The following is an 18848-nucleotide window of genomic DNA, read 5'->3' on the forward strand; positions in this document are numbered from 1 at the left end:
AGTGATCGGGTGACACAGCCCGCAGCGCCCGCGTATCTCCGCCACCCCCATCTGCACGGCGATTCGGTCGCGTTCACCGCCGAGGACGACGTGTGGCTCGCCCCGCTCGGCGGCGGCCGGGCGTGGCGGGTCAGCGCCGACAACATGCCGGTCGGCCAGCCGCGCATCTCGCCCGACGGCACGACCGTCGCCTGGACCTCCACCCGCGACGGCGCCCCCGAGGTGCACGTCGCGCCGGCCGACGGCGGCCCCTCCACCCGCCTGACGTACTGGGGCAGCTGGACCGCCGTGCGCGGCTGGACACCCGACGGGCGGATCCTCGCGATCAGCGCCGAGGGACAGGCGAGCGCGCGCCGCACCTGGGCCCGCGCGATCCCGCTCGACGGCGGACCGGCCACCACACTGCCGTACGGGCCGGTCGGCGACGTCGCGTACGGGCCGAGCACCGTGCTGCTGTCGGCGCCCATGGGCCTGGAGGCCGCCCGCTGGAAGCGCTACCGCGGCGGCACGGCGGGCAAGCTGTGGATCGACCGCGACGGCGACGGCCGGTTCGTGCGGCTGCACGAGGACCTCGACGGCAACATCGAGTGCCCCGTCTGGGCGGGGGACCGCATCGCCTTCCTGTCCGACCACGAAGGCGTCGGGGCGCTGTACTCCTCGCTCGCCGACGGCTCCGGCCTGCGCCGCCACACCCCCGTCGAGCCCGGCTTCTACGCCCGGCACGCCTCCGGCGACGGCACCCGCGTCGTCTACTGCTCCGCCGGCGAGCTGTGGATCCTGGACGACCTCGACGGCGCCGAGCCGCGCCGGCTCGACATCCGCCTCGGCGGGCAGCGCACCGACCTGCAGCCGTACGCCGTCAACGCCGCCCGCTGCTTCCGGTCCGCCGCCCCCGACCACACCGCGCGCGGCAGCGCCGTCTGCGTGCGCGGCGCCGTCCACTGGGTCACCCACCGCTCCGGTCCGGCCCGCGCGCTGGCGGCCGAACCCGGCGTACGGGCCCGGCTGCCGCGCGCCTTCCGCACCGACGGCGAGGAATGGGCGGTGTGGGTGACGGACGCCGAGGGCGACGACGCCCTCGAGTTCGCCCCGGCCACCGGCCTCGCGCCCGGCGCCACCCCGCGCCGGCTCGCCGCCGGGCAGCTCGGCCGGGTCCTGGAGCTCGCGATGGCGCCCGACGGCAGCCGCGCCGCGGTCGCCTCGCACGACGGACGGCTGCTGCTCGTCGAACGCGACAGCGGCGAGGTGCGCGAGGTCGACCGCAGCGCGGACGGCGAGGTGTCCGGGCTGGTCTTCTCGCCGGACTCGGCGTGGCTGGCCTGGTCCCACCCCGGCCCGCGCCCGCTGTCCCAGCTCAAGCTCGCCAACACCGCCGACCTGTCGGTCACCGAGGCCACCCCGCTGCGCTTCCAGGACTACGCCCCCGCCTTCACCCTCGACGGCAGGCACCTCGCGTTCCTCTCCAGCCGCTCCTTCGACCCCGTCTACGACGAGCACGTCTTCGACCTGGCGTTCGTGGTCGGCTCCCGCCCGTACCTGATCACCCTGGCCGCGACCACGCCCTCGCCGTTCGGCCCGCAGCGGCACGGCCGCCCCTTCGACGCGCCCGACAAGGACGAGACCCCCGACAGCGAGGGCGTCCCCGCCACCCGCATAGACCTCGAGGGCCTCGCCGACCGCATCGTGCCCTTCCCGGTCGAGGCCGCCCGCTACTCCGGCCTGCGCGCGGCGAAGGACGGCGTGCTCTGGCTGCGCCACCCCGTGCAGGGCGTCCTCGGCGCCTCCCGCGCCACGCCCGAGGACACCGACCCCGGCAGCGACCTGGAGCGCTACGACCTGCTCCAGCAGCGCGTCGAGCACCTCGCCTCCGACGCCGAGGACTTCGAGGTCAGCGGGGACGGCAAGCGGGTCCTGCTGTGGACCGGCGACCGCCTGCGGGTCGTGCCCAGCGACCGGCGCGCCTCGGGCGACGAGGACAGCGACAGCAACGTCACCGTCGACCTCACCCGGATCAGGCAGACCGTCGACCCGGCCGCCGAGTGGCGGCAGATGTACGAGGAGACCGGCCGCGTCATGCGGGACCACTTCTGGCGGCCGGACATGGGCGGCGTCGACTGGGACGGCGTACTCGACCGCTACCGGCCCGTCCTGGACCGCGTCGCCACCCACAGCGACCTGGTGGACCTGCTGTGGGAGGTACAGGGCGAACTCGGCACCTCGCACGCCTACGTCGTGCCCCGCGGCGGCTCGGGCGGCCCCCGCCAGGGACTGCTCGGCGCGGACCTCTCCCGGCACGAGGACGGCAGCTGGCGCGTCGACCGCGTGCTGCCCGCGGAGACCTCCGACCCGGACGCCCGCTCCCCGCTCGCCGCGCCCGGCGTCGCGATCCGCGCGGGCGACGCGATCGTCGCGGTCGCCGGCCGCCCGGTGGACCCGGTCACCGGTCCCGGCCCGCTGCTGGTCGGCACGGCGGGCAAGCCCGTGGAGCTGACCGTCTCGCCGGCCGGCGGGGGCGAGCTGCGGCACGCGGTCGTGGTGCCGATCGCGGACGAGACGCCGCTGCGCTACCACGCCTGGGTGGCCGGCCGCCGCGCCCACGTCCACGAACGCTCCGACGGCCGCCTCGGCTACCTCCACGTCCCCGACATGATGGCGCCCGGCTGGGCGCAGATCCACCGCGACCTGCGGGTCGAGGTGGCCCGGGAGGGGCTCGTGGTGGACCTCAGGGAGAACGCCGGCGGTCACACCTCCCAGCTGGTCGTCGAGAAGCTGGCCCGGCGCGTCGTCGGCTGGGGCGTGCCGCGCGGCATGCGGCCCTACAGCTATCCCATGGACGCGCCCCGCGGCCCGGTCGTCGCCGTCGCCGACGAGTGGTCCGGCTCCGACGGCGACATCGTCAACGCGGCGATCAAGACGCTGGGCATCGGCCCGGTGGTCGGCACCCGCACGTGGGGCGGCGTCATCGGCATCGACAGCCGCTACCGGCTGGTCGACGGCACGCTGATCACGCAGCCCAAGTACGCGATGTGGCTGGAGGGCTACGACTGGTCGGTGGAGAACCGCGGCGTCGACCCCGACATCGAGGTGGTGCAGCGCCCGCAGGACTGGCAGGAGGGCCGGGACGCCCAGCTCGACGAGGCGATCCGGACCGCGCTCCAGGCGCTGGAGACCAGCCCGGCGAAGACGCCGCCCGCCCTGCCGACGTGACGGTGCGGCGACCGTCCGACGGGCCCCGGATCACCCGCACCGGGCGACGATACGATGCCTCACGTAAAGCGCCGCCGACACCCGGAGGGACCATGGCAGGGGAGCCGCAGGACGACTGCCTGTTCTGCAAGATCGTCGCGGGGACCGTCCCCTCGACCGTCGTCCGCGAGACGGAGACGACCGTCGCCTTCCGGGACATAAACCCGCAGGCCCCCACGCACGTCCTGGTGATCCCCAAGGCGCACTACCGGGACGCCGCCGCGCTCGCCGCCGGCGCGCCGCAGCTCGCCGCGGACGTGCTGCGCGAGACCCAGGCGGTCGCCGACGAGGAGAAGCTGGACAGCTACCGCGTCGTCTTCAACACCGGCAGCGGGGCCGGCCAGACCGTCTGGCACGCCCACGCCCACGTCCTCGGCGGCCGCGGCCTGCAGTGGCCCCCCGGGTGAGGCGTCGTGTCCGTCCGTGAACTGGTGGTCCTCGGCACCGCGAGCCAGGTCCCCACCCGGCACCGCAACCACAATGGCTATCTGCTGCGGTGGGACGGCGAGGGCCTCCTGTTCGACCCCGGCGAGGGCACGCAGCGCCAGATGCTGCGCGCCGGGGCCGCGGCGCACGACCTGAACCGGATCTGCGTCACGCACTTCCACGGCGACCACTCCCTCGGCCTGGCCGGCGTCATCCAGCGCATCAACCTCGACAAGGTCCCGCACCGGATCACCGTCCACTACCCGCGCTCCGGGCAGCGCTTCTTCGACCGGCTGCGGTACGCCACCGCCTACCGGGAGACCGTCGCCCTGACCGAGGCCCCCGTGGACGCGGACGGCGTCCTCGCGACGACACCGGCGTACACGCTGGAGGCCCGCAGGCTCTCGCACCCCGTCGAGTCCTACGGCTACCGGCTCGTCGAGCCCGACGCGCGCCGCATGCTGCCCGACCTGCTGGCCGCGCACGGCATCAAGGGCCCGGACGTCGGCCGCCTCCAGCGCGAGGGCGTGCTCGGCGGCGTCCACGTCGAGGACGTCAGCGAGACGCGGCGCGGGCAGCGGTTCGCGTTCGTCATGGACACCCGGCTGTGCGACGGGGTGCACGCCCTGGCCGAGGGCTGCGACCTGCTCGTCATCGAGTCGACGTTCCTCGACGAGGACGCCGGCCTCGCCGACGAGTACGGCCATCTGACCGCCGGGCAGGCGGCCCGGGTGGCGCGGGACGCGGGGGTGCGCCACCTCGTGCTCACCCACTTCAGCCAGCGCTACACCGAACCCGACGAATTCGAACGCCAGGCCCGCCAGGCCGGCTTCGAGGGCGAGCTGACCGTGGCGTACGACCTGCTGCGTGTCCCGCTTCCGAAGCGCAGATGAAGCACCCGTACGATGCTTTGATGCCCCTCCCGAAAGCAGAGCTGCACCTTCACATCGAAGGCACCCTGGAGCCCGAGCTGGCCTTCGAGCTCGCCGCCCGCAACGGCGTCGACCTGCCCTACGCGGACACCGACGAACTGCGCGAGGCGTACCGGTTCCAGGACCTCCAGTCCTTCCTGAACCTGTACTACGAGCTCATGACCGTCCTGCGCACCGAGCAGGACTTCGCCGACCTCGCCGACGCCTACCTGGCCCGCGCCGCGGCACAGGGCGTGCGGCACGCGGAGATCTTCTTCGACCCGCAGGCGCACCTGGCCCGGGGCGTGGAGCTGGGCACGGTCGTCGAGGGGCTGTGGCGGGCGCTGGGCGGCAGCGAGGCGGCGCACGGCGTGTCGACCCGGCTCATCATGTGCTTCCTGCGCGACGAGCCGGCCGAGTCGGCCATGCAGACCCTGGAGGCCGCCCGGCCGTACCTCGACCGGATCACCGGTGTCGGCCTGGACTCGGCCGAGGTCGGGCACCCGCCGGCGAAGTTCCGCGAGGTGTACCGGGCCGCCGCCGCGCTGGGGCTGCGGCGCGTCGCGCACGCCGGCGAGGAGGGACCGCCGGAGTACATCACCGAGGCGCTCGACGTGCTCGGCGTGGAGCGCGTCGACCACGGCCTGCGCTGCGTGGAGGACCCGGCGCTGGTCGAGCGGCTGGTGCGGGAGCGCGTCCCGCTCACCCTGTGCCCGCTGTCCAACGTCCGCCTGCGCACCGTGGACACCCTCGCCGACCACCCGCTGCCGGCCATGCTCGACGCCGGCCTGCTGTGCACGGTCAACTCCGACGACCCGGCCTACTTCGGCGGCTACGCCGGCGACAACTTCGACGCCGTCCGCACCGCCCTGGGCCTGCCGGAGGACCGGCTGCGCGAACTGGCCCGCAACTCCTTCCTCGCGTCCTTCCTGGACGACGACGAGGAGCGCCGGGCGCGGTACCTGGCCGAGGTGGAGGCGTACGAGTTCTAGGGCTGTGCCAGGGCCCGCGACGCCGGGTGATCCGAACGACAGGCCCTGGGCGCCGGGTCCTGGGGGCTCATCGCCACTGCACGGTTCCGCCGCCGGCCGGGACCGTCGCCTCGATCCTCGTCCTGGTCTCCCGCATCACCGCCACGATCCGCGCCTCGTGCTCCGGCGTCAGCCGGGCCACCGGCACCGAGCAGCTGACCGCGTCCCGCGCGGGGGAGTCGTAGCGCAGGGCGAAGCCGAAACCCACGATGCCGGGGACGCCCTCCTCGCGGTCGATCGCGTATCCGCGGGCGCGGACCTCGGCGAGGTCGGCGGCCAGCGACGCGCGGCCGGTGTGGGTGCGCGCCGTCAGCGCCTCGTACGGCCCCGGGGGCAGTTCGGCGTCGGGGCGCTCGGCCAGCAGGGCCTTGCCCAGCGCGCCCGCGTGCGCCGGCAGCCTGCGGCCCACCCTGCTGATCGTCCTGAGGTACTCGTGCGACTCCCGGGTCGCGAGGTAGGCCACGTCCCGGCCGTCCAGCCGCCCCAGGTGGATCGTCTCGCCGAGCGCCTCCGACGCCTCGTCGAGGTACGGGCGCACGGCGCGCACCCGCGGGTCGGAGTCGAGGTAGCCGGTGCCGGTGAGCAGGGCGCGGATGCCGATGCCGTAGAGCGAGCCGGTGACGTCCGTGCGCACCCAGCCCCGGCCGGCGAGGGTCTGCAGCAGCGCGTACATGGAGCTGCGCGGCACCTCCAGGGCGTCCGCCAGCTCCTGCAGCCGCGCCGGCCGGTCACCGCGCGCGGCGAGCAGTTCCAGCAGCTCCACCGTCCGCGCCGCCGACTTCACCTCGCGGACGCCCCCGGCGCCTCCCGCGCCGCCTGCTGTCTCCGGCATGCGCCGATCGTAACGGGGCGGGACCGCGCCGTTGACGGCCGTTGTCCGGCTATCTAACCTTCATCTCCATACGTGGATGTCGTCTACATAGGGAGATGAAGCGCCCCGGTGAACCTCACCATCGCGGACGTCCGCCTCACCCCGGTCCTGGTCGCCGACCCGCCCCTGCTCAACACGCAGGGCGTGCACCAGCCGTACACGCCCCGGCTGATCGTCGAGGTCGAGACCGCCGACGGCATCACCGGCGTCGGCGAGACGTACGGCGACACCAAGTACCTGGAACTCGCCCGCCCGCTGGCCGCCCGGCTGACCGGCCGCCGGATCACCGACACCAACGGCCTGCCCGCCGTCGCCGACGCGGTCGCCGTGGACGCCTCCCGCGTCTCCGGCCGGGTCGACGTCGGCGGGCTGCGCGGCGTCCAGACCGCCGACAAGCTGCGCCTGTCCGTCGTCTCCGCCTTCGAGGTCGCCTGCCTCGACGCCCTCGGCAAGGCGCTCGGCCTGCCCGTGCACGCCCTGCTCGGCGGCAAGGTGCGGGACGCCGTCGAGTACAGCGCCTACCTCTTCTACCGGTGGGCCGCCCACCCCGACGGCGTGCCCTGCGAGCCGGACGACTGGGGCGCCGCCGTCGACCCGGCCGGGGTGGTCGAGCAGGCCCGCCGGTTCACGGAGCGGTACGGGTTCACCTCGTTCAAGCTCAAGGGCGGCGTCTTCCCGCCGGACGAGGAGATCGCCGCCGTCCGCGCCCTGGCGGAGGCCTTCCCCGGGCACCCGCTGCGCCTCGACCCCAACGGCGCCTGGTCCGTGCCGACGGCCCTGCGGGTGGCGGACGAACTGGCTGGCGTCCTCGAATACCTGGAGGACCCGGTGCTCGGCACGCCCGCCATGGCCGAGGTCGCCGCCCGCACCGGCGTGCCGCTCGCCACCAACATGTGCGTGACGACGTTCGACGAGATCGAGGAGGCGTTCACCGCGGGCGCCGTCCAGGTCGTCCTCTCCGACCACCACTACTGGGGCGGCCTGCGCGCCACCCGCCGGCTGGCCGCCGTCTGCGACGCCTTCGGCGTCGGCGTGTCCATGCACTCCAACACCCACCTGGGCATCAGCCTGGCCGCGATGACCCACGTCGCCTCCACCGTGCCCGGCCTGCACCACGCCTGCGACACCCACTACCCCTGGCAGTCGGAGGACGTCCTCACCGAGCGGCCGTCCTTCGACGGCGGCAAGGTCACCGTGCCGGACCTGCCCGGCCTCGGCGTCGAACTCGACCGCGACCGGCTGCGCTCGCTGCACCGGCGCTGGCTCGACGACGACGGCGCACTGCGCGACCGCGACGACGCGGCCGCCATGCGCGTCGCCGACCCCGGCTGGACCGCTCCGTCCGTCCCCCGCTGGTGACGGTCCCCCGCTGGTGACGCCGACGGCGCCCGGCCCCGCGCGGCGCGCGCCGCCCTCCCTGTCGGTCCCGTGGTGCACACTGTCCTGATCCGCACCATGCCAGGGAGTGCACCGTGACCGCGACCGACGGAAAGGGACCCTCGCCCTTCACCCGGGCGACGCAGAGCTGGGCCCACCTCGATCCCCTCGCCGCCCTGCGCACACCGGACGACCCGCCCTGGGACGTGTACCTGACGGGCACGGTCTTCCTCGACATCATCTTCACCGGGCTCGACTCCGCGCCGGTGCGCGGCACGGAGTCCTGGGCGCGCGGGATGGGCTCCAGCCCCGGCGGCGTCGCCAACATGGCCACCGCACTGGCCCGCCTCGGCCTGCGCACCTCCCTGGCGGCGGCCTTCGGCGACGACCACTACGGGGAGTACTGCTGGGACGTCCTGCAACAGGGCGAGGGCATCGACCTGTCCACCTCCCGCACCGTGCCCGGCTGGCACTCCCCGGTCACCGTCTCGATGGCCTACGAGGGCGAACGCACGATGGTCTCCCACGGCCACGAACCGCCGCCGGAGGAACCCGCCCCCGACTGCCCGCCCCGCGCCCGTGCCGCCGTCGCCTCCCTCACCCCCGGCCGGAGCGCCCCCTGGATCGCGCAGGCCGCGCGCGAGGGCACCCGCGTCTTCGGCGACGTCGGCTGGGACGACACCGGCGCCTGGGACCTGGCCGGCCTGACCGACCTCCGGCACTGCGAGGCGTTCCTGCCGAACGCGGAGGAGGCCATGCGCTACACCGGCACCGGCTGCCCGCGCGCCGCCGCGCACGCCCTCACCGAGTACGTGCCGGTCGCCGTCGTCACCCTCGGCGCGGAGGGCGCGTACGCGGTGGACCGGCGCACCGGCGAGAGCGCCGAGGTGCCCGCCATCGCCGTGGAGGCCCTCGACCCCACCGGCGCGGGGGACGTCTTCGTGGCCGGCTTCGTCACCGGCTCACTGGCGGGCTGGCCGCTGGCCGACCGGCTCGCCTTCGCCGGCCTGACCGCGGCCCTGTCGGTCCAGGAGTTCGGCGGCTCCCTGTCGGCTCCCGGCTGGTCGGAGATCGGGGCCTGGTGGCGCAAGGTCCAGTCGGTCGAGGGCCAGGACCCGGCGGCCCTGCGCCGGTACGCCTTCCTGGAACGCCTCCTGCCTGCGGCGGCGAGACCGTGGCCACTGCAACGGGCGGTCCCGACGATCGGCTTCGGCCGCTCGGGCTGACCCCCGCGCGGGGTGCCGTCCGGCGGGGGTGCCGCTTGTCCGCCTGGGCGGGGTTGCGTCGCGGGGTGCCGTCCCCTCGGGCTGACCCCCGCGCGGTGAACTCCCCGCGGGGCGCCGTCCGGCGGGGGTGCGGCGCGGGGCGCCGTCCGCTCGGGCGGGGGCGCCCGCCTGCCCCGGTTAGGGCCAGGCGTGTCGCGAGGGTGCCGTCCGCCCGGGCAGGGGAGCGGTGTGTGGTGGGGTGCTGTCCGTCCGGGCGGGGGTGCGGCGCGTGGCGGGGTGCCGGCCGCCTGGGCGGGGGTGCGGCGCGTGGGGTGCCGCCTGCTCGGGGAGGGCCAGGAGTGTCGCGAGGGTGCCGCCTGCCCGGGCAGGGGCGCGGCGTGTAGTGGCGCGGTGTCCGTCCGGGCGGGGGCGCGGCGTGTGGTGGGGCGGTGTGCCGTCTGTCTGGTGAGGGCCAGGGGCGTCGAGAGGGTGCCGGCCGCCTGCCCGGGGAGCGCCAGGCGCGTTGTGGGGTGCCGCCTGCCCGTGTGAGGGCGAGGCGTCGTAGGGGTGCCGTCCGCCCGGGGGAGCACGCGGCGTGTGGTGGGTGCCGTCCGCCCAGGCAGGGGCGCGGCGCGTTGCTGGGGTGCCGCGATCCTGCCCGGGCGGGGACGCGGTGTGTCGTGGGATTGTGCCCGCGTGAGGCGAGGGCGCGGGCTCAGCCCGCCGTGACCGTCGCCCGCAGGGAGCCGTCCGGGGCGGCGACCAGCACCGGCGTCTCCGCGCCGCCGAGGTCCCGGACCGCGGCCAGATCGCCGGCCGACGCCGTCTCCGCCTCCGTCACCACGGCCGCCGCCTCCAGCGACTTCGCCCCGGACGCCACCGCCATCGCCACCGCCGTCTGCAGCGCGCTCAGCTTCAGCGACGCCAGATCCACCGTCCCGGCGACATAGGTACGGCCGGTCTCGTCCCGCACGGCCGCCCCCTCGGGCACACCGTTGCGGGCCCGCGCGGAACGGGCCAGGGTGACGATCTTGCGGTCCTCGGGGTCAAGCGCGTTGCTGTCGGTCATGCCCCGAGCATACGAACAACCACGCCGGTCATCAGCCCACGGGGTGGCCGCCGGCCCGCGCCGCCGCCGCTCAGGGGCGGTCGAGGCGGAGCCGGTCCGCGCGCGGCAGCCCCGCCACCACCAGGTCGTAGGAGTCCTCCACGAGCTCCCGTACCAGGCGGTCGGGGAGCCCGCCGTCGGCCGTGACCGTGTTCCAGTGCCGCTTGTTCATGTGGTAGCCGGGAACGACCAGGCCCTCGTGCTCGGCGCGCAGCCGGACCGCGTCCTCCGGATCGCACTTCAGGTTCACCGTCAGCGGCCGCGCGTCCAGGCTCGACAGCGCGAACATCTTGCCCAGCACCTTGAAGACCGACGTGTCCGGACCGAACGGGAAGTCCTCCACGGCGGCGTTGAAGGACAGGCACAGGGTGCGCAGCTGCCGCGGGGTCACTCCGGCTTCTCCTCCTCGGCCGGCCCGGCCGGACCGACCGGCTCCACCAGCACGGTCACGATCTTGTTCCGGCGTCCGGCCGCCGCCTCCGCGGTCAGCCGCAGCTCCCGGCCGTCCGGCAGTTCGACCACGCTCGACGCGCCCGCGATCGGCACCCGGCCCAGCGCCTTGGCGAGCAGACCGCCGACCGTCTCCACGTCCTCGTCGTCGTACTCGTCGAGGCCGTACAGCTCGCCGAGGTCGGTGATGTCGAGGCGGGCGGTGACCCGGTAGCGGTCGTCGCCGAGGTCCTCCACCGGCGGCAGCTCACGGTCGTACTCGTCGGTGATCTCGCCGACGATCTCCTCGAGGATGTCCTCGATGGTGACGATGCCCGCCGTGCCGCCGTACTCGTCGACGACGACGGCGACGTGGTTGCGCTCCTTCTGCATCTCCCGCAGCAGATCGCCCGCGTTCTTGGTGTCGGGCACGAAGAACGCCGGCCGCATGGCCGTGGACACCAGCTCGTTCTCGGCGTCGCGGCTGATGTGCGTCTTGCGGGCCAGGTCCTTCAGGTACACGATCCCGACGATGTCGTCCTCGCTCTCGCCGGTGACCGGTATGCGCGAGAAACCGGAGCGCAGCGCCAGGCTCAGCGCCTGGCGGATCGTCTTGTACCGCTCGATCACCACCAGGTCGGTGCGCGGGACCATGACCTCCCGCACGAGGGTGTCGCCGAGTTCGAAGACCGAGTGCACCATCCGGCGCTCCTCGTCCTCGATCAGGGACTCCTTCTCCGCCAGGTCCACCAGCGCCCGCAGCTCCGCCTCGGAGGCGAAGGGGCCGCGGCGGAAGCCCTTGCCGGGGGTGAGCGCGTTGCCGATGAGGATCAGCAGCGACGGGATCGGGCCCATGATCCGGGCCAGCGGCACCAGCACGTACGCCGCCGCCGTCGCCGTGTTCAGCGGATGCTGGCGGCCGATGGTGCGCGGGGAGACGCCGACGGCGACGTACGACACCAGGACCATCACGCCGATCGCGGCCAGCAGGGCGCTGGTCGTGCTCCGTATCTCCTGGAGGCAGGCGTACGTCACCAGGGCGGCCGCCGCCATCTCGCAGGCGACGCGGACCAGCAGGGCCACGTTGAGGTAGCGGGTGGGGTCGGCGGCGACCTGCGCCAGTTTGGCGCTGCCCCGCCGGCCCGAGCGCACGGCCTCCTCGGCGCGGAAACTGGACACGCGGGCCAGGCCCGCCTCCGCGCAGGCGGCCAGCCACGCGACGACGACCAGCGCGATCGCGCCCGCGACGATCTGCGGGCTCATGACACGGTCGGGGCCGGGGACGGGCCGGTCAGGCCCCTCTCCGTGCGCCAGCCGTCCACGATGGCGGCCTGCAGGCCGAACATCTCGGCCTTCTCGTCCGGCTCCTCGTGGTCGTACCCGAGGAGGTGCAGCACGCCGTGGACGGTGAGCAGGTGCAGTTCCTCGTCCATGGAGTGCTGCGTGGGCGCCTCGGCGCCCTGCTTGGCGGCGACCTCGGGACACAGCACGATGTCGCCGAGCAGGCCCTGCGGGGGCTCGTCGTCGTCCTTCGACGGCGGACGAAGCTCGTCCATCGGGAAGGACATGACGTCCGTCGGCCCCGGCAGGTCCATCCACTGCATGTGCAGCTGCTCCATGGCGTCGGCGTCCACGACGATCACCGAGAGCTCGGAGAGCGGGTGGATGCGCATCCGCGCGAGTGCGTAGCGGGCGATGTCGAGGATCGCCTGCTCGTCGACCTCGGTTCCGGACTCGTTGTTGACGTCGATCGACATGGTGCTGCTCGGTCTACTTCCCCTTGTGCCCGGACTGCCTGCCCCGGCCGCCCTTCCGGGTGCCGTTCTCGGTGCCGTGCGTGCTGTCGTACTTCTCGTAGGCGTCGACGATACGGCCCACCAGCTTGTGCCGTACGACGTCGTGGGACGTCAGCCGGGAGAAGTGGACGTCCTCGACGCCCTCCAGGATGTCCTGCACCTGACGCAGACCCGACTTGGTGCCGTCCGGGAGGTCGACCTGCGTCACGTCACCCGTGATGACGATCTTCGAGTCGAACCCGAGCCGGGTGAGGAACATCTTCATCTGCTCGGGGGAGGTGTTCTGCGCCTCGTCCAGGATGATGAAAGCATCATTGAGGGTGCGACCGCGCATATAGGCCAGCGGGGCCACCTCGATCGTGCCTGCGGCCATCAGGCGGGGGATCGAGTCCGGGTCCAGCATGTCGTGCAGCGCGTCGTACAGCGGGCGCAGGTAGGGGTCGATCTTCTCGTAGAGGGTGCCGGGCAGGAAGCCCAGGCGCTCGCCCGCCTCGACCGCGGGGCGGGTCAGGATGATGCGGTTGACCTGCTTGGACTGCAGGGCCTGCACCGCCTTGGCCATGGCGAGGTAGGTCTTGCCGGTGCCGGCGGGGCCGATGCCGAAGACGATCGTGTGCTTGTCGATCGCGTCGACGTACCGCTTCTGGTTGAGGGTCTTGGGGCGGATGGTGCGGCCGCGGGAGGACAGGATGTTCTGCGTCAGTACCTCGGCCGGGGTCTCGTGGCCGTCGCTCGTCCCGTTCTCGCTCGCCTTCAGCATGGCGATCGAGCGTTCCACTGCGTCCTCCGTCATCGGCTGCCCCGTGCGGAGCACCAGCATCATCTCGTCGAACACGCGTGAGACGAGGGCGACCTCCACCGGATCCCCGACCACGCTGATCTCATTGCCCCGGACGTGGATGTCGGCCGCCGGGAAGGCTTTCTCGATCACGCGCAGGAGGACGTCGCCGGATCCCAGGACCGTCACCATGGGGTGCTGGGCGGGGACGGTGAACTGTGCTCGTGCCTGTTCCTGCGCGGAGGTGTGAGCTGTGGGTGTCTCAGTCATGGGCCGGCTCTGTAGGCCTGCGATTCCTCCTCGTCACGGCCGCCTGGCTGAGGGCGGCCTCGCGATTCCAAGGGTACGACGCGCTACTGACAACGCCGTAGGGCTTTTCGGCACCGGAACGGCGGCCGGCGGCCGGGCCGCCGGGCGCGGTGCGCCGGGTCCCCGTCCGCGCGGAAGTGGTCCGGAATCCGCCCTTGCCGTACTCGGCCCCGGGCGCATCAATGGGGACGACAGTTCCGGCGGGCCGTCAGGTCCGCCCCGGCGGTCACCCCCCGCGGTCACCGCCGACGGCCACCGCCCGCGCAGCGTCCCGCACCACGCTCGCCGACGGCCCGGCCGGATTCCTCCCGTCCATCCCCATGGCATTCCCAGACTCGGGAAGGGAACCGGATCCCATGAGAGCCAAACGAATCGGAACAGGTGCGGCACTGACAGCGGGGGCCCTCGCGGTCGCCGGGCTGGCGTTCGCGCCCGGCGCGCTGGCGGTCACCCCGCAGTCGGCGGCGATCACCGCCAACTGCGGCGCCTTCGGCGGCGGCGCCGCCACCCTCACGGCCACCCAGAGCGGCACCTCGGCCACCCTCACCCTCTCGTCCACGGCGATCACCACGCCGCTCGCGCTGTCGGCGAACTCGATCAAGTCCACGCTCACCATGACCAAGGCGGGCGGCGGCACGTCCGTCTTCAGCGGGACCGTGAACCCGGCCATGGCCGCCGGCTCCGCGGTCACCGTCGGTCCGCTCCCCGGCACCGTGGCCTCCGGCGACAGCCTCGACATGTACGGCGGCTCGCTGAAGATGGTGATCTTCGGCATCACCGTCACCTGTACGGCGACCGCCAACCAGTCACCCGGCCCGTTCGTGTTCGACTGACGTCCGGCTGATCTCCGGCTGATGTCCGGCTGACGTCCGGCTGATGTCCGGCTGATCCGCGGCTGATCCCCTGGCCCGCCGCACCGGCCTCCCGATGCGGCAGGAGAACGCGAGACCGCGAGGCATCCGATGACGTATCCGATGACGCATCTGACGATGTATCTGACAGCTCGTCAGTTTTCCTGTCGCATCTCCATTGACTTCTCACCTCGTCTCCACATCAATGGCCCCCTGCCCGGGTGCAGACGAGCCGCTGCGCCCGCATCCCTTCAGGAGGGGGCAAGGATGGGTTCCAAGGGTCGAAGCCCCTGGAGGTCCAGGGGATCCCGAAGACGGCGTCTGGTCCCGCTGCTCGGCGCGGCCGCCCTCGCGGTCACGGCGAACGGCGCGCTGGCCTGCCCGGCCGGCGCGGCGGGCACCGACGTGGACTACGCGACGCACTGCATCCCGCCGGCGATCGCGGGACTTCCGCCGATCGACGGCACCACCACTGCGAACGTCTCGGTGGACAAGGAGAACGCCAAGGTGGGCGACACGGTCACCGTGACCTACACGGTGGTCAAGCCTGCCGCCGGCAACCCCACCGACCTGGCCCTGCCGGCCGACATCATGACGCCCACCGGCAAGGTGACCCTCGGCGGCGCCCAGAGCGGCGACGTCACGGTCACCGGCCCCAAGAAGAACGACCCGGTACCGGGCAAGGGGGCCTTCCCCTCCTTCTCGATGACCGGGACGTTCACCGTGACCCACGCGGGCACGATCACGCTCTCGCCCGGTGACTACAACATCCACACCAGCTACATCATGGAGCTGGACACCCCGTGCACGGTGACGAACCCGCCGGCTCCGGTCTCGGAGAGCGTCACCGCGACCGACGCGACACAGCCCAACACCCGTGCCATCAGCCTGGGTTCGGCATCCGGCAAGCCCGGCGACAGCGTGACCGTCACCGGCAGCGACTTCACGCCGGGCGCCACCGTCACCCTCGCCGGGCGGTCCGGGGCGGCCCAGACCGCGGACACGGCGACGGTGACCGCAAGCTCCACGGGCACCTTCAGCGGTTCGCTCACCGTCAACGACAAGACCACGACGGGGATCGTGGCGTACGAGGGCAGCGCGTGGAGCGACGGCAAGGGCGCGGGACCGGCCGCGTACACCGTCGTCGACGACACTCCGGTGCCCGCCGGGAGCCAGAAGCTGACCACCACCGTGAAGGCGGGGACGCTGTCCATGTCCCAGGCCGGGGACGCCGTGTCCCTCTCGGCGGTCGACTTCGGCCGGGGCGGGGCCTCCACCGGGAGCCTGCGGACGGTGACCGTCAAGGACTTCCGCGGCGGGCCCGCGGGCTGGTCCCTGACCGGCAAGGTCACCGACTTCACCGGGCCCGGCGCCAGGATCGACGCCGGGAAGCTGAGCTGGACGCCCGCCTGCGCCACCAAGGCGGGCAGCCCGAGCACCTGCCAGGCCGGTTCCGCGGGCACGGTGGGCAGTTCGGGGGCGACCCTGGCCTCGACGCCCGACTCCACCCTCACCGGCGGTGAGTTCACGGCGGACGCCCGGCTCTCCCTGGACGTACCGGCGTTCACGCCTCCGGGGACGTACTCCGGCGTGCTCACGCTCACGCTCACCTGACCGTACGCACCGTCCCCCGTACGCACCGTCCGAGCACCGTCGTGCCGGGCGGCCGGGCGGCCGCTCCGCCGGCCCGCACCCGCCCGTCCGCCCCGGCACCGCCGCACCGCTGCACCTGTCGCGACGTCCGTGGGAGGTCCGCACCCATGCGCAAGCCGTACGACCGCCTCCTGTTGCTCCTGCCGCTGCTGTCCCTGCTGCTGGGTGTGGAGTCGCTGCTGGTGACGGCCGCCGTTCCCGCCCGCGCCGCGGACAACGGGAGCTGGTCGGTCCACCCCGCCGCCTCCGCCGTCGCCGCGCGGCCGTACTTCTATCTCTCCGCCGATCCCGGGCAGACCCTCGAGGACGAGGTCGTCGTCGCCAACAAGACGGCCCGGCCCCTGACCTTCCGGCTCTACGCCGCCGACGCCTACAACACTGCCCGTGACGGCGGGTTCGCGGTGCGCACGGTGAAGGAGCGGATGCGGGGCGTGGGCGCGTGGGCGAGGCCCGCGAAGTCCCGGGTGACGGTCCCCGGGCACAGGTCGGTCATCGTGCCGTTCACGCTGCGGGTGCCCGAGGGCGCCGAGCCGGGCGACCACCCCGGGGCGATCGTCGCGCTGGACGAGCGGGTGCAGAAGGGCGCCGGCTCCCTGGCGCTCGGGGTGCAGCGGGCCGTCGGCGCCCGGATCTACCTCAGGGTGGGCGGCCCCGCGCTGCCCGCGATCGCCGTGGAGGACGTGCGGGTCAGCCACCACCAGCCGCTCGTGCCCGGCCTCGGCGACAGCACCGCGACGATCTCCTACACCCTCCACAACACCGGCAACGTCACCCTCCGCCCCGAGGTGGAGCTGAAGGCGCGCGGTCTGTTCGGCCGGACGCTGCTGACCCGGAAGGTGACCCGCGTCCCCACCGAGCTGCTGCCGGGCCGGCGGGTCCGGCTCACCGAGTCCTGGTCCGGGGCGCCTCAGCTGGACCGGGCCGATGTCACGCTGACGGCGCGCGCGAACGGCACCCGGGAGTCGGGCGGCGCGTCGTTCCTGGCGCTGCCGTGGCCGGCGGTGGCTCTGGTGCTCGCCGCGGCGGTGGCGGGCGGAGCGCTGCTGGCGCGGGCCCGCCGGCGCGGCGGGCGGCCCCGGTCAGCGCTCCGGCGCCTTGCCGCGCCGCTCAGAGGGCGTCGGGACCGCGTTCGCCCGTCCGTACCCGCACGACCGTCTCCACCGGCACCGCCCACACCTTCCCGTCCCCGATCTTCCCCGTCTGCGCGGCCTTGACGATCGCGTCGATCACGGCCTCGGACTCCGCGTCCCCGACGACGACCTCGATGCGGACCTTGGGGACGAGGTCGACCTGGTACTCGGCGCCGCGGTAGACCTCGGTGTGGCCGCGCTGACGGCCGTACCCGCTGGCCTCGGTCACGGTCAGCCCGTGCACGCCGAGCTCCTGCAGAGCGGTCTTCACCTCGTCGAGGCGGTACGGCTTGACGACCGCGGTGATCAGCTTCATGCCTGGTTCTTGACCTTCTGGGCGGGGGAGAGGACGGACGGGGCGACCGGGGCGCCGTGCCCCAGGACGCCGTGATCGTATGCCGTCTCCGCGTGCACCGTAAGGTCCAGGCCGGTGTGCTCCTGCTCCTCGCTCGCGCGGAAGCCCATGGTGACGTCGATCAGCTTGCCGAGGCCGTAGGTGACGCCGAACGCGTACGCCGCGACGACCGCCACGGCCACCAGCTGCCTGCCGAGCTGGGCGAGCCCGCCGCCGTAGAACAGGCCCTCGGCGCCGCCGGTCATCGCCTTCTCCGCGAAGACGCCGATGAGCAGGGTGCCGATGACACCGCCGACCAGATGGACGCCGACTACGTCGAGGGAGTCGTCGTAGTTCAGCTTGAACTTCCAGCTCACCGCGTACGAGCAGACGGCGCCTGCGGCCAGGCCCACGACCAGCGCGCCGAGCAGCGAGACGGCCCCGCAGGACGGTGTGACGGCGACCAGGCCGGCGACCGCGCCGGACGCCGCGCCCAGCGTCGTCGGGTGGCCGTCGCGCTTCTGCTCGACGAAGAGCCAGCCGAGCAGGCCGGTGCAGCCGGCGGCGAGGGTGTTGAGGAAGGCGGCGGCCGCGAGACCGTTGGCGCCGAGGGCCGAGCCGGCGTTGAACCCGAACCAGCCGAACCACAGCAGGCCCGCGCCCAGCATGACCATGGGCAGGTTGTGCGGGCGCATGGCGTCCTTCTTGAAGCCCAGCCGCGGACCGAGGACCAGGCACAGGGCGAGCCCGGAGGCGCCGGAGGCGATCTCGACCGGCAGGCCGCCCGCGAAGTCGAGCGCGCCGAGGTCGTGCACGATCCAGCCGCCTGGGCCCCACACCCAGTGGGCGACCGGAACGTATACCAGCAGCGTCCACACGGGCACGAAGACCAGCCACGCCCCGAACTTCGCCCGGTCCGCGATCGCGCCGCTGACCAGGGCGGCCGTGACGATCGCGAAGGTGAGCTGGAAGGCGGCGAAGAGCAGGGTGGGGACGGTTCCGTGGACGCTGTCCGGCCCGAGATCCGCCATCCCGGCGTGCCGCAGTCCGCCGATCAGGCCGCCGCCGGCGTCGTCGCCGAAGGCCAGGGAGTATCCGGCGACCAGCCACACCACCGTGACGAGGGCGATCGACACGAAGCTCATCATCAGCATGTTCAGGACGCTCTTCGTGCGGACCATGCCGCCGTAGAACAGGGCCAGGCCCGGGGTCATCAGCAGCACGAGGGCGGTGGCGGCGAGCAGCCAGGCGGTGTCGCCGGTGTCTGCGTGCGCGGCGGCGAGGGTCACGGTCGTCTCCAACGGTGCGGGGGCTCGTCCGAGGGTCACCGCCGTGCGTTTCCGGATGTGTACGGATGTGTTTCCGTGGCGTTTCATTGCGTCGGGGTTACCGG

Annotated in this window: 17 protein-coding genes; 9 read left to right on the plus strand and 8 right to left on the minus strand. The window is 73.5% G+C overall.

Going from position 1 to position 18848, the window contains the following annotated elements; genetic code table 11:
• Positions 1–9: 9 nt before the first annotated feature.
• The 4 genes from AB0G63_RS07935 (at position 10) to AB0G63_RS07950 (ending at position 5575) form a co-directional block, all read left to right on the plus strand.
• Positions 10–3207 carry a PDZ domain-containing protein gene (locus AB0G63_RS07935; RefSeq protein ID WP_360745987.1) on the plus strand — a complete coding sequence of 1066 codons (3198 nt, stop codon included), beginning with the start codon at positions 10–12 and terminating at the stop codon, positions 3205–3207.
• Positions 3208–3299: 92 nt separating this feature from the next.
• On the plus strand, positions 3300–3653 hold the full coding sequence (locus AB0G63_RS07940) for a histidine triad nucleotide-binding protein (RefSeq protein WP_324784312.1): 354 nt from the start codon (positions 3300–3302) through the stop codon (positions 3651–3653).
• 6 nt (positions 3654–3659) lie between these two features.
• A complete protein-coding gene (locus AB0G63_RS07945; protein WP_360745991.1) occupies positions 3660–4565 on the plus strand; it encodes a ribonuclease Z in 906 nt (301 codons plus the stop codon).
• A gap of 20 nt (positions 4566–4585) precedes the next feature.
• Positions 4586–5575 (plus strand): adenosine deaminase, encoded by a 990-nt coding sequence (locus AB0G63_RS07950; RefSeq protein ID WP_360745994.1) that lies wholly within the window; start codon positions 4586–4588, stop codon positions 5573–5575.
• A 67-nt stretch (positions 5576–5642) separates the two neighbouring features.
• Here the strand turns inward: AB0G63_RS07950 and AB0G63_RS07955 are convergent, their stop codons facing one another.
• Complete coding sequence (locus tag AB0G63_RS07955; protein ID WP_360745997.1) at positions 5643–6446, minus strand: IclR family transcriptional regulator; 804 nt, start codon at positions 6444–6446, stop codon at positions 5643–5645.
• A 108-nt stretch (positions 6447–6554) separates the two neighbouring features.
• Between AB0G63_RS07955 and AB0G63_RS07960 the strand changes: the two genes are divergently transcribed.
• Positions 6555–7844, plus strand: coding sequence for a glucarate dehydratase family protein (locus tag AB0G63_RS07960; RefSeq protein WP_360746000.1), 1290 nt, complete (start codon positions 6555–6557; stop codon positions 7842–7844).
• Positions 7845–8038: 194 nt separating this feature from the next.
• A complete protein-coding gene (locus tag AB0G63_RS07965; protein ID WP_360746173.1) occupies positions 8039–9088 on the plus strand; it encodes a PfkB family carbohydrate kinase in 1050 nt (349 codons plus the stop codon).
• A 694-nt stretch (positions 9089–9782) separates the two neighbouring features.
• Here AB0G63_RS07965 and AB0G63_RS07970 read toward each other — a convergent pair.
• The 5 genes from AB0G63_RS07970 to AB0G63_RS07990 all read right to left on the minus strand — a co-directional run bounded on the left by AB0G63_RS07970 (position 9783) and on the right by AB0G63_RS07990 (position 13448).
• Positions 9783–10136: a cytidine deaminase gene (locus AB0G63_RS07970; protein WP_360746003.1), complete on the minus strand. Its 354-nt coding sequence runs from the start codon at positions 10134–10136 to the stop codon at positions 9783–9785.
• A gap of 70 nt (positions 10137–10206) precedes the next feature.
• Positions 10207–10566 carry an MmcQ/YjbR family DNA-binding protein gene (locus AB0G63_RS07975; RefSeq protein ID WP_360746006.1) on the minus strand — a complete coding sequence of 120 codons (360 nt, stop codon included), beginning with the start codon at positions 10564–10566 and terminating at the stop codon, positions 10207–10209.
• Entirely contained in the window at positions 10563–11867 is a 1305-nt protein-coding gene (locus AB0G63_RS07980) for a hemolysin family protein (protein ID WP_360746009.1), read from the minus strand. The genes AB0G63_RS07975 and AB0G63_RS07980 overlap by 4 nt, the downstream gene beginning before the upstream one ends.
• Positions 11864–12361, minus strand: coding sequence for an rRNA maturation RNase YbeY (gene ybeY / locus AB0G63_RS07985; protein WP_360746012.1), 498 nt, complete (start codon positions 12359–12361; stop codon positions 11864–11866). The genes AB0G63_RS07980 and ybeY overlap by 4 nt, the downstream gene beginning before the upstream one ends.
• A 13-nt stretch (positions 12362–12374) precedes the next feature.
• Positions 12375–13448 carry a PhoH family protein gene (locus AB0G63_RS07990; RefSeq protein WP_360746015.1) on the minus strand — a complete coding sequence of 358 codons (1074 nt, stop codon included), beginning with the start codon at positions 13446–13448 and terminating at the stop codon, positions 12375–12377.
• Between the two features lie 395 nt (positions 13449–13843).
• On the opposite strand from AB0G63_RS07990, the gene AB0G63_RS07995 reads away from it, so the two are divergent.
• The 3 genes from AB0G63_RS07995 to AB0G63_RS08005 all read left to right on the plus strand — a co-directional run bounded on the left by AB0G63_RS07995 (position 13844) and on the right by AB0G63_RS08005 (position 17205).
• Positions 13844–14320 (plus strand): hypothetical protein, encoded by a 477-nt coding sequence (locus AB0G63_RS07995; RefSeq protein WP_360746018.1) that lies wholly within the window; start codon positions 13844–13846, stop codon positions 14318–14320.
• A 285-nt stretch (positions 14321–14605) separates the two neighbouring features.
• Complete coding sequence (locus AB0G63_RS08000; RefSeq protein ID WP_360746021.1) at positions 14606–15952, plus strand: beta-xylosidase; 1347 nt, start codon at positions 14606–14608, stop codon at positions 15950–15952.
• 146 nt (positions 15953–16098) lie between these two features.
• Entirely contained in the window at positions 16099–17205 is a 1107-nt protein-coding gene (locus tag AB0G63_RS08005) for a DUF916 domain-containing protein (protein WP_360746024.1), read from the plus strand.
• Here AB0G63_RS08005 and AB0G63_RS08010 read toward each other — a convergent pair.
• Together AB0G63_RS08010 and AB0G63_RS08015 are read right to left on the minus strand one after the other, a co-directional pair.
• Positions 17099–17437 (minus strand): P-II family nitrogen regulator, encoded by a 339-nt coding sequence (locus AB0G63_RS08010; RefSeq protein WP_360746027.1) that lies wholly within the window; start codon positions 17435–17437, stop codon positions 17099–17101. The genes AB0G63_RS08005 and AB0G63_RS08010 overlap by 107 nt on opposite strands.
• Complete coding sequence (locus AB0G63_RS08015; protein ID WP_360746176.1) at positions 17434–18744, minus strand: ammonium transporter; 1311 nt, start codon at positions 18742–18744, stop codon at positions 17434–17436. The genes AB0G63_RS08010 and AB0G63_RS08015 overlap by 4 nt, the downstream gene beginning before the upstream one ends.
• Positions 18745–18848: the final 104 nt, after the last annotated feature.

The sequence above is a fragment of the Streptomyces sp. NPDC020996 genome, assembly GCF_040641355.1.
GTDB lineage: Bacteria > Actinomycetota > Actinomycetes > Streptomycetales > Streptomycetaceae > Streptomyces.

Bases quoted from the DNA above. Each gene is read 5' to 3' on its own strand.
- AB0G63_RS07940 (WP_324784312.1), top strand. From the start codon at position 3,300: ATGGCAGGGGAGCCGCAGGACGACTGCCTGTTCTGCAAGATCGTCGCG.
- AB0G63_RS07950 (WP_360745994.1), top strand. From the start codon at position 4,586: ATGCCCCTCCCGAAAGCAGAGCTGCACCTTCACATCGAAGGCACCCTG.
- AB0G63_RS07955 (WP_360745997.1), bottom strand. From the start codon at position 6,446: ATGCCGGAGACAGCAGGCGGCGCGGGAGGCGCCGGGGGCGTCCGCGAG.
- AB0G63_RS07970 (WP_360746003.1), bottom strand. From the start codon at position 10,136: ATGACCGACAGCAACGCGCTTGACCCCGAGGACCGCAAGATCGTCACC.
- AB0G63_RS07980 (WP_360746009.1), bottom strand. From the start codon at position 11,867: ATGAGCCCGCAGATCGTCGCGGGCGCGATCGCGCTGGTCGTCGTCGCG.
- ybeY (WP_360746012.1), bottom strand. From the start codon at position 12,361: ATGTCGATCGACGTCAACAACGAGTCCGGAACCGAGGTCGACGAGCAG.
- AB0G63_RS07990 (WP_360746015.1), bottom strand. From the start codon at position 13,448: ATGACTGAGACACCCACAGCTCACACCTCCGCGCAGGAACAGGCACGA.
- AB0G63_RS07995 (WP_360746018.1), top strand. From the start codon at position 13,844: ATGAGAGCCAAACGAATCGGAACAGGTGCGGCACTGACAGCGGGGGCC.
- AB0G63_RS08000 (WP_360746021.1), top strand. From the start codon at position 14,606: ATGGGTTCCAAGGGTCGAAGCCCCTGGAGGTCCAGGGGATCCCGAAGA.
- AB0G63_RS08005 (WP_360746024.1), top strand. From the start codon at position 16,099: ATGCGCAAGCCGTACGACCGCCTCCTGTTGCTCCTGCCGCTGCTGTCC.
- AB0G63_RS08010 (WP_360746027.1), bottom strand. From the start codon at position 17,437: ATGAAGCTGATCACCGCGGTCGTCAAGCCGTACCGCCTCGACGAGGTG.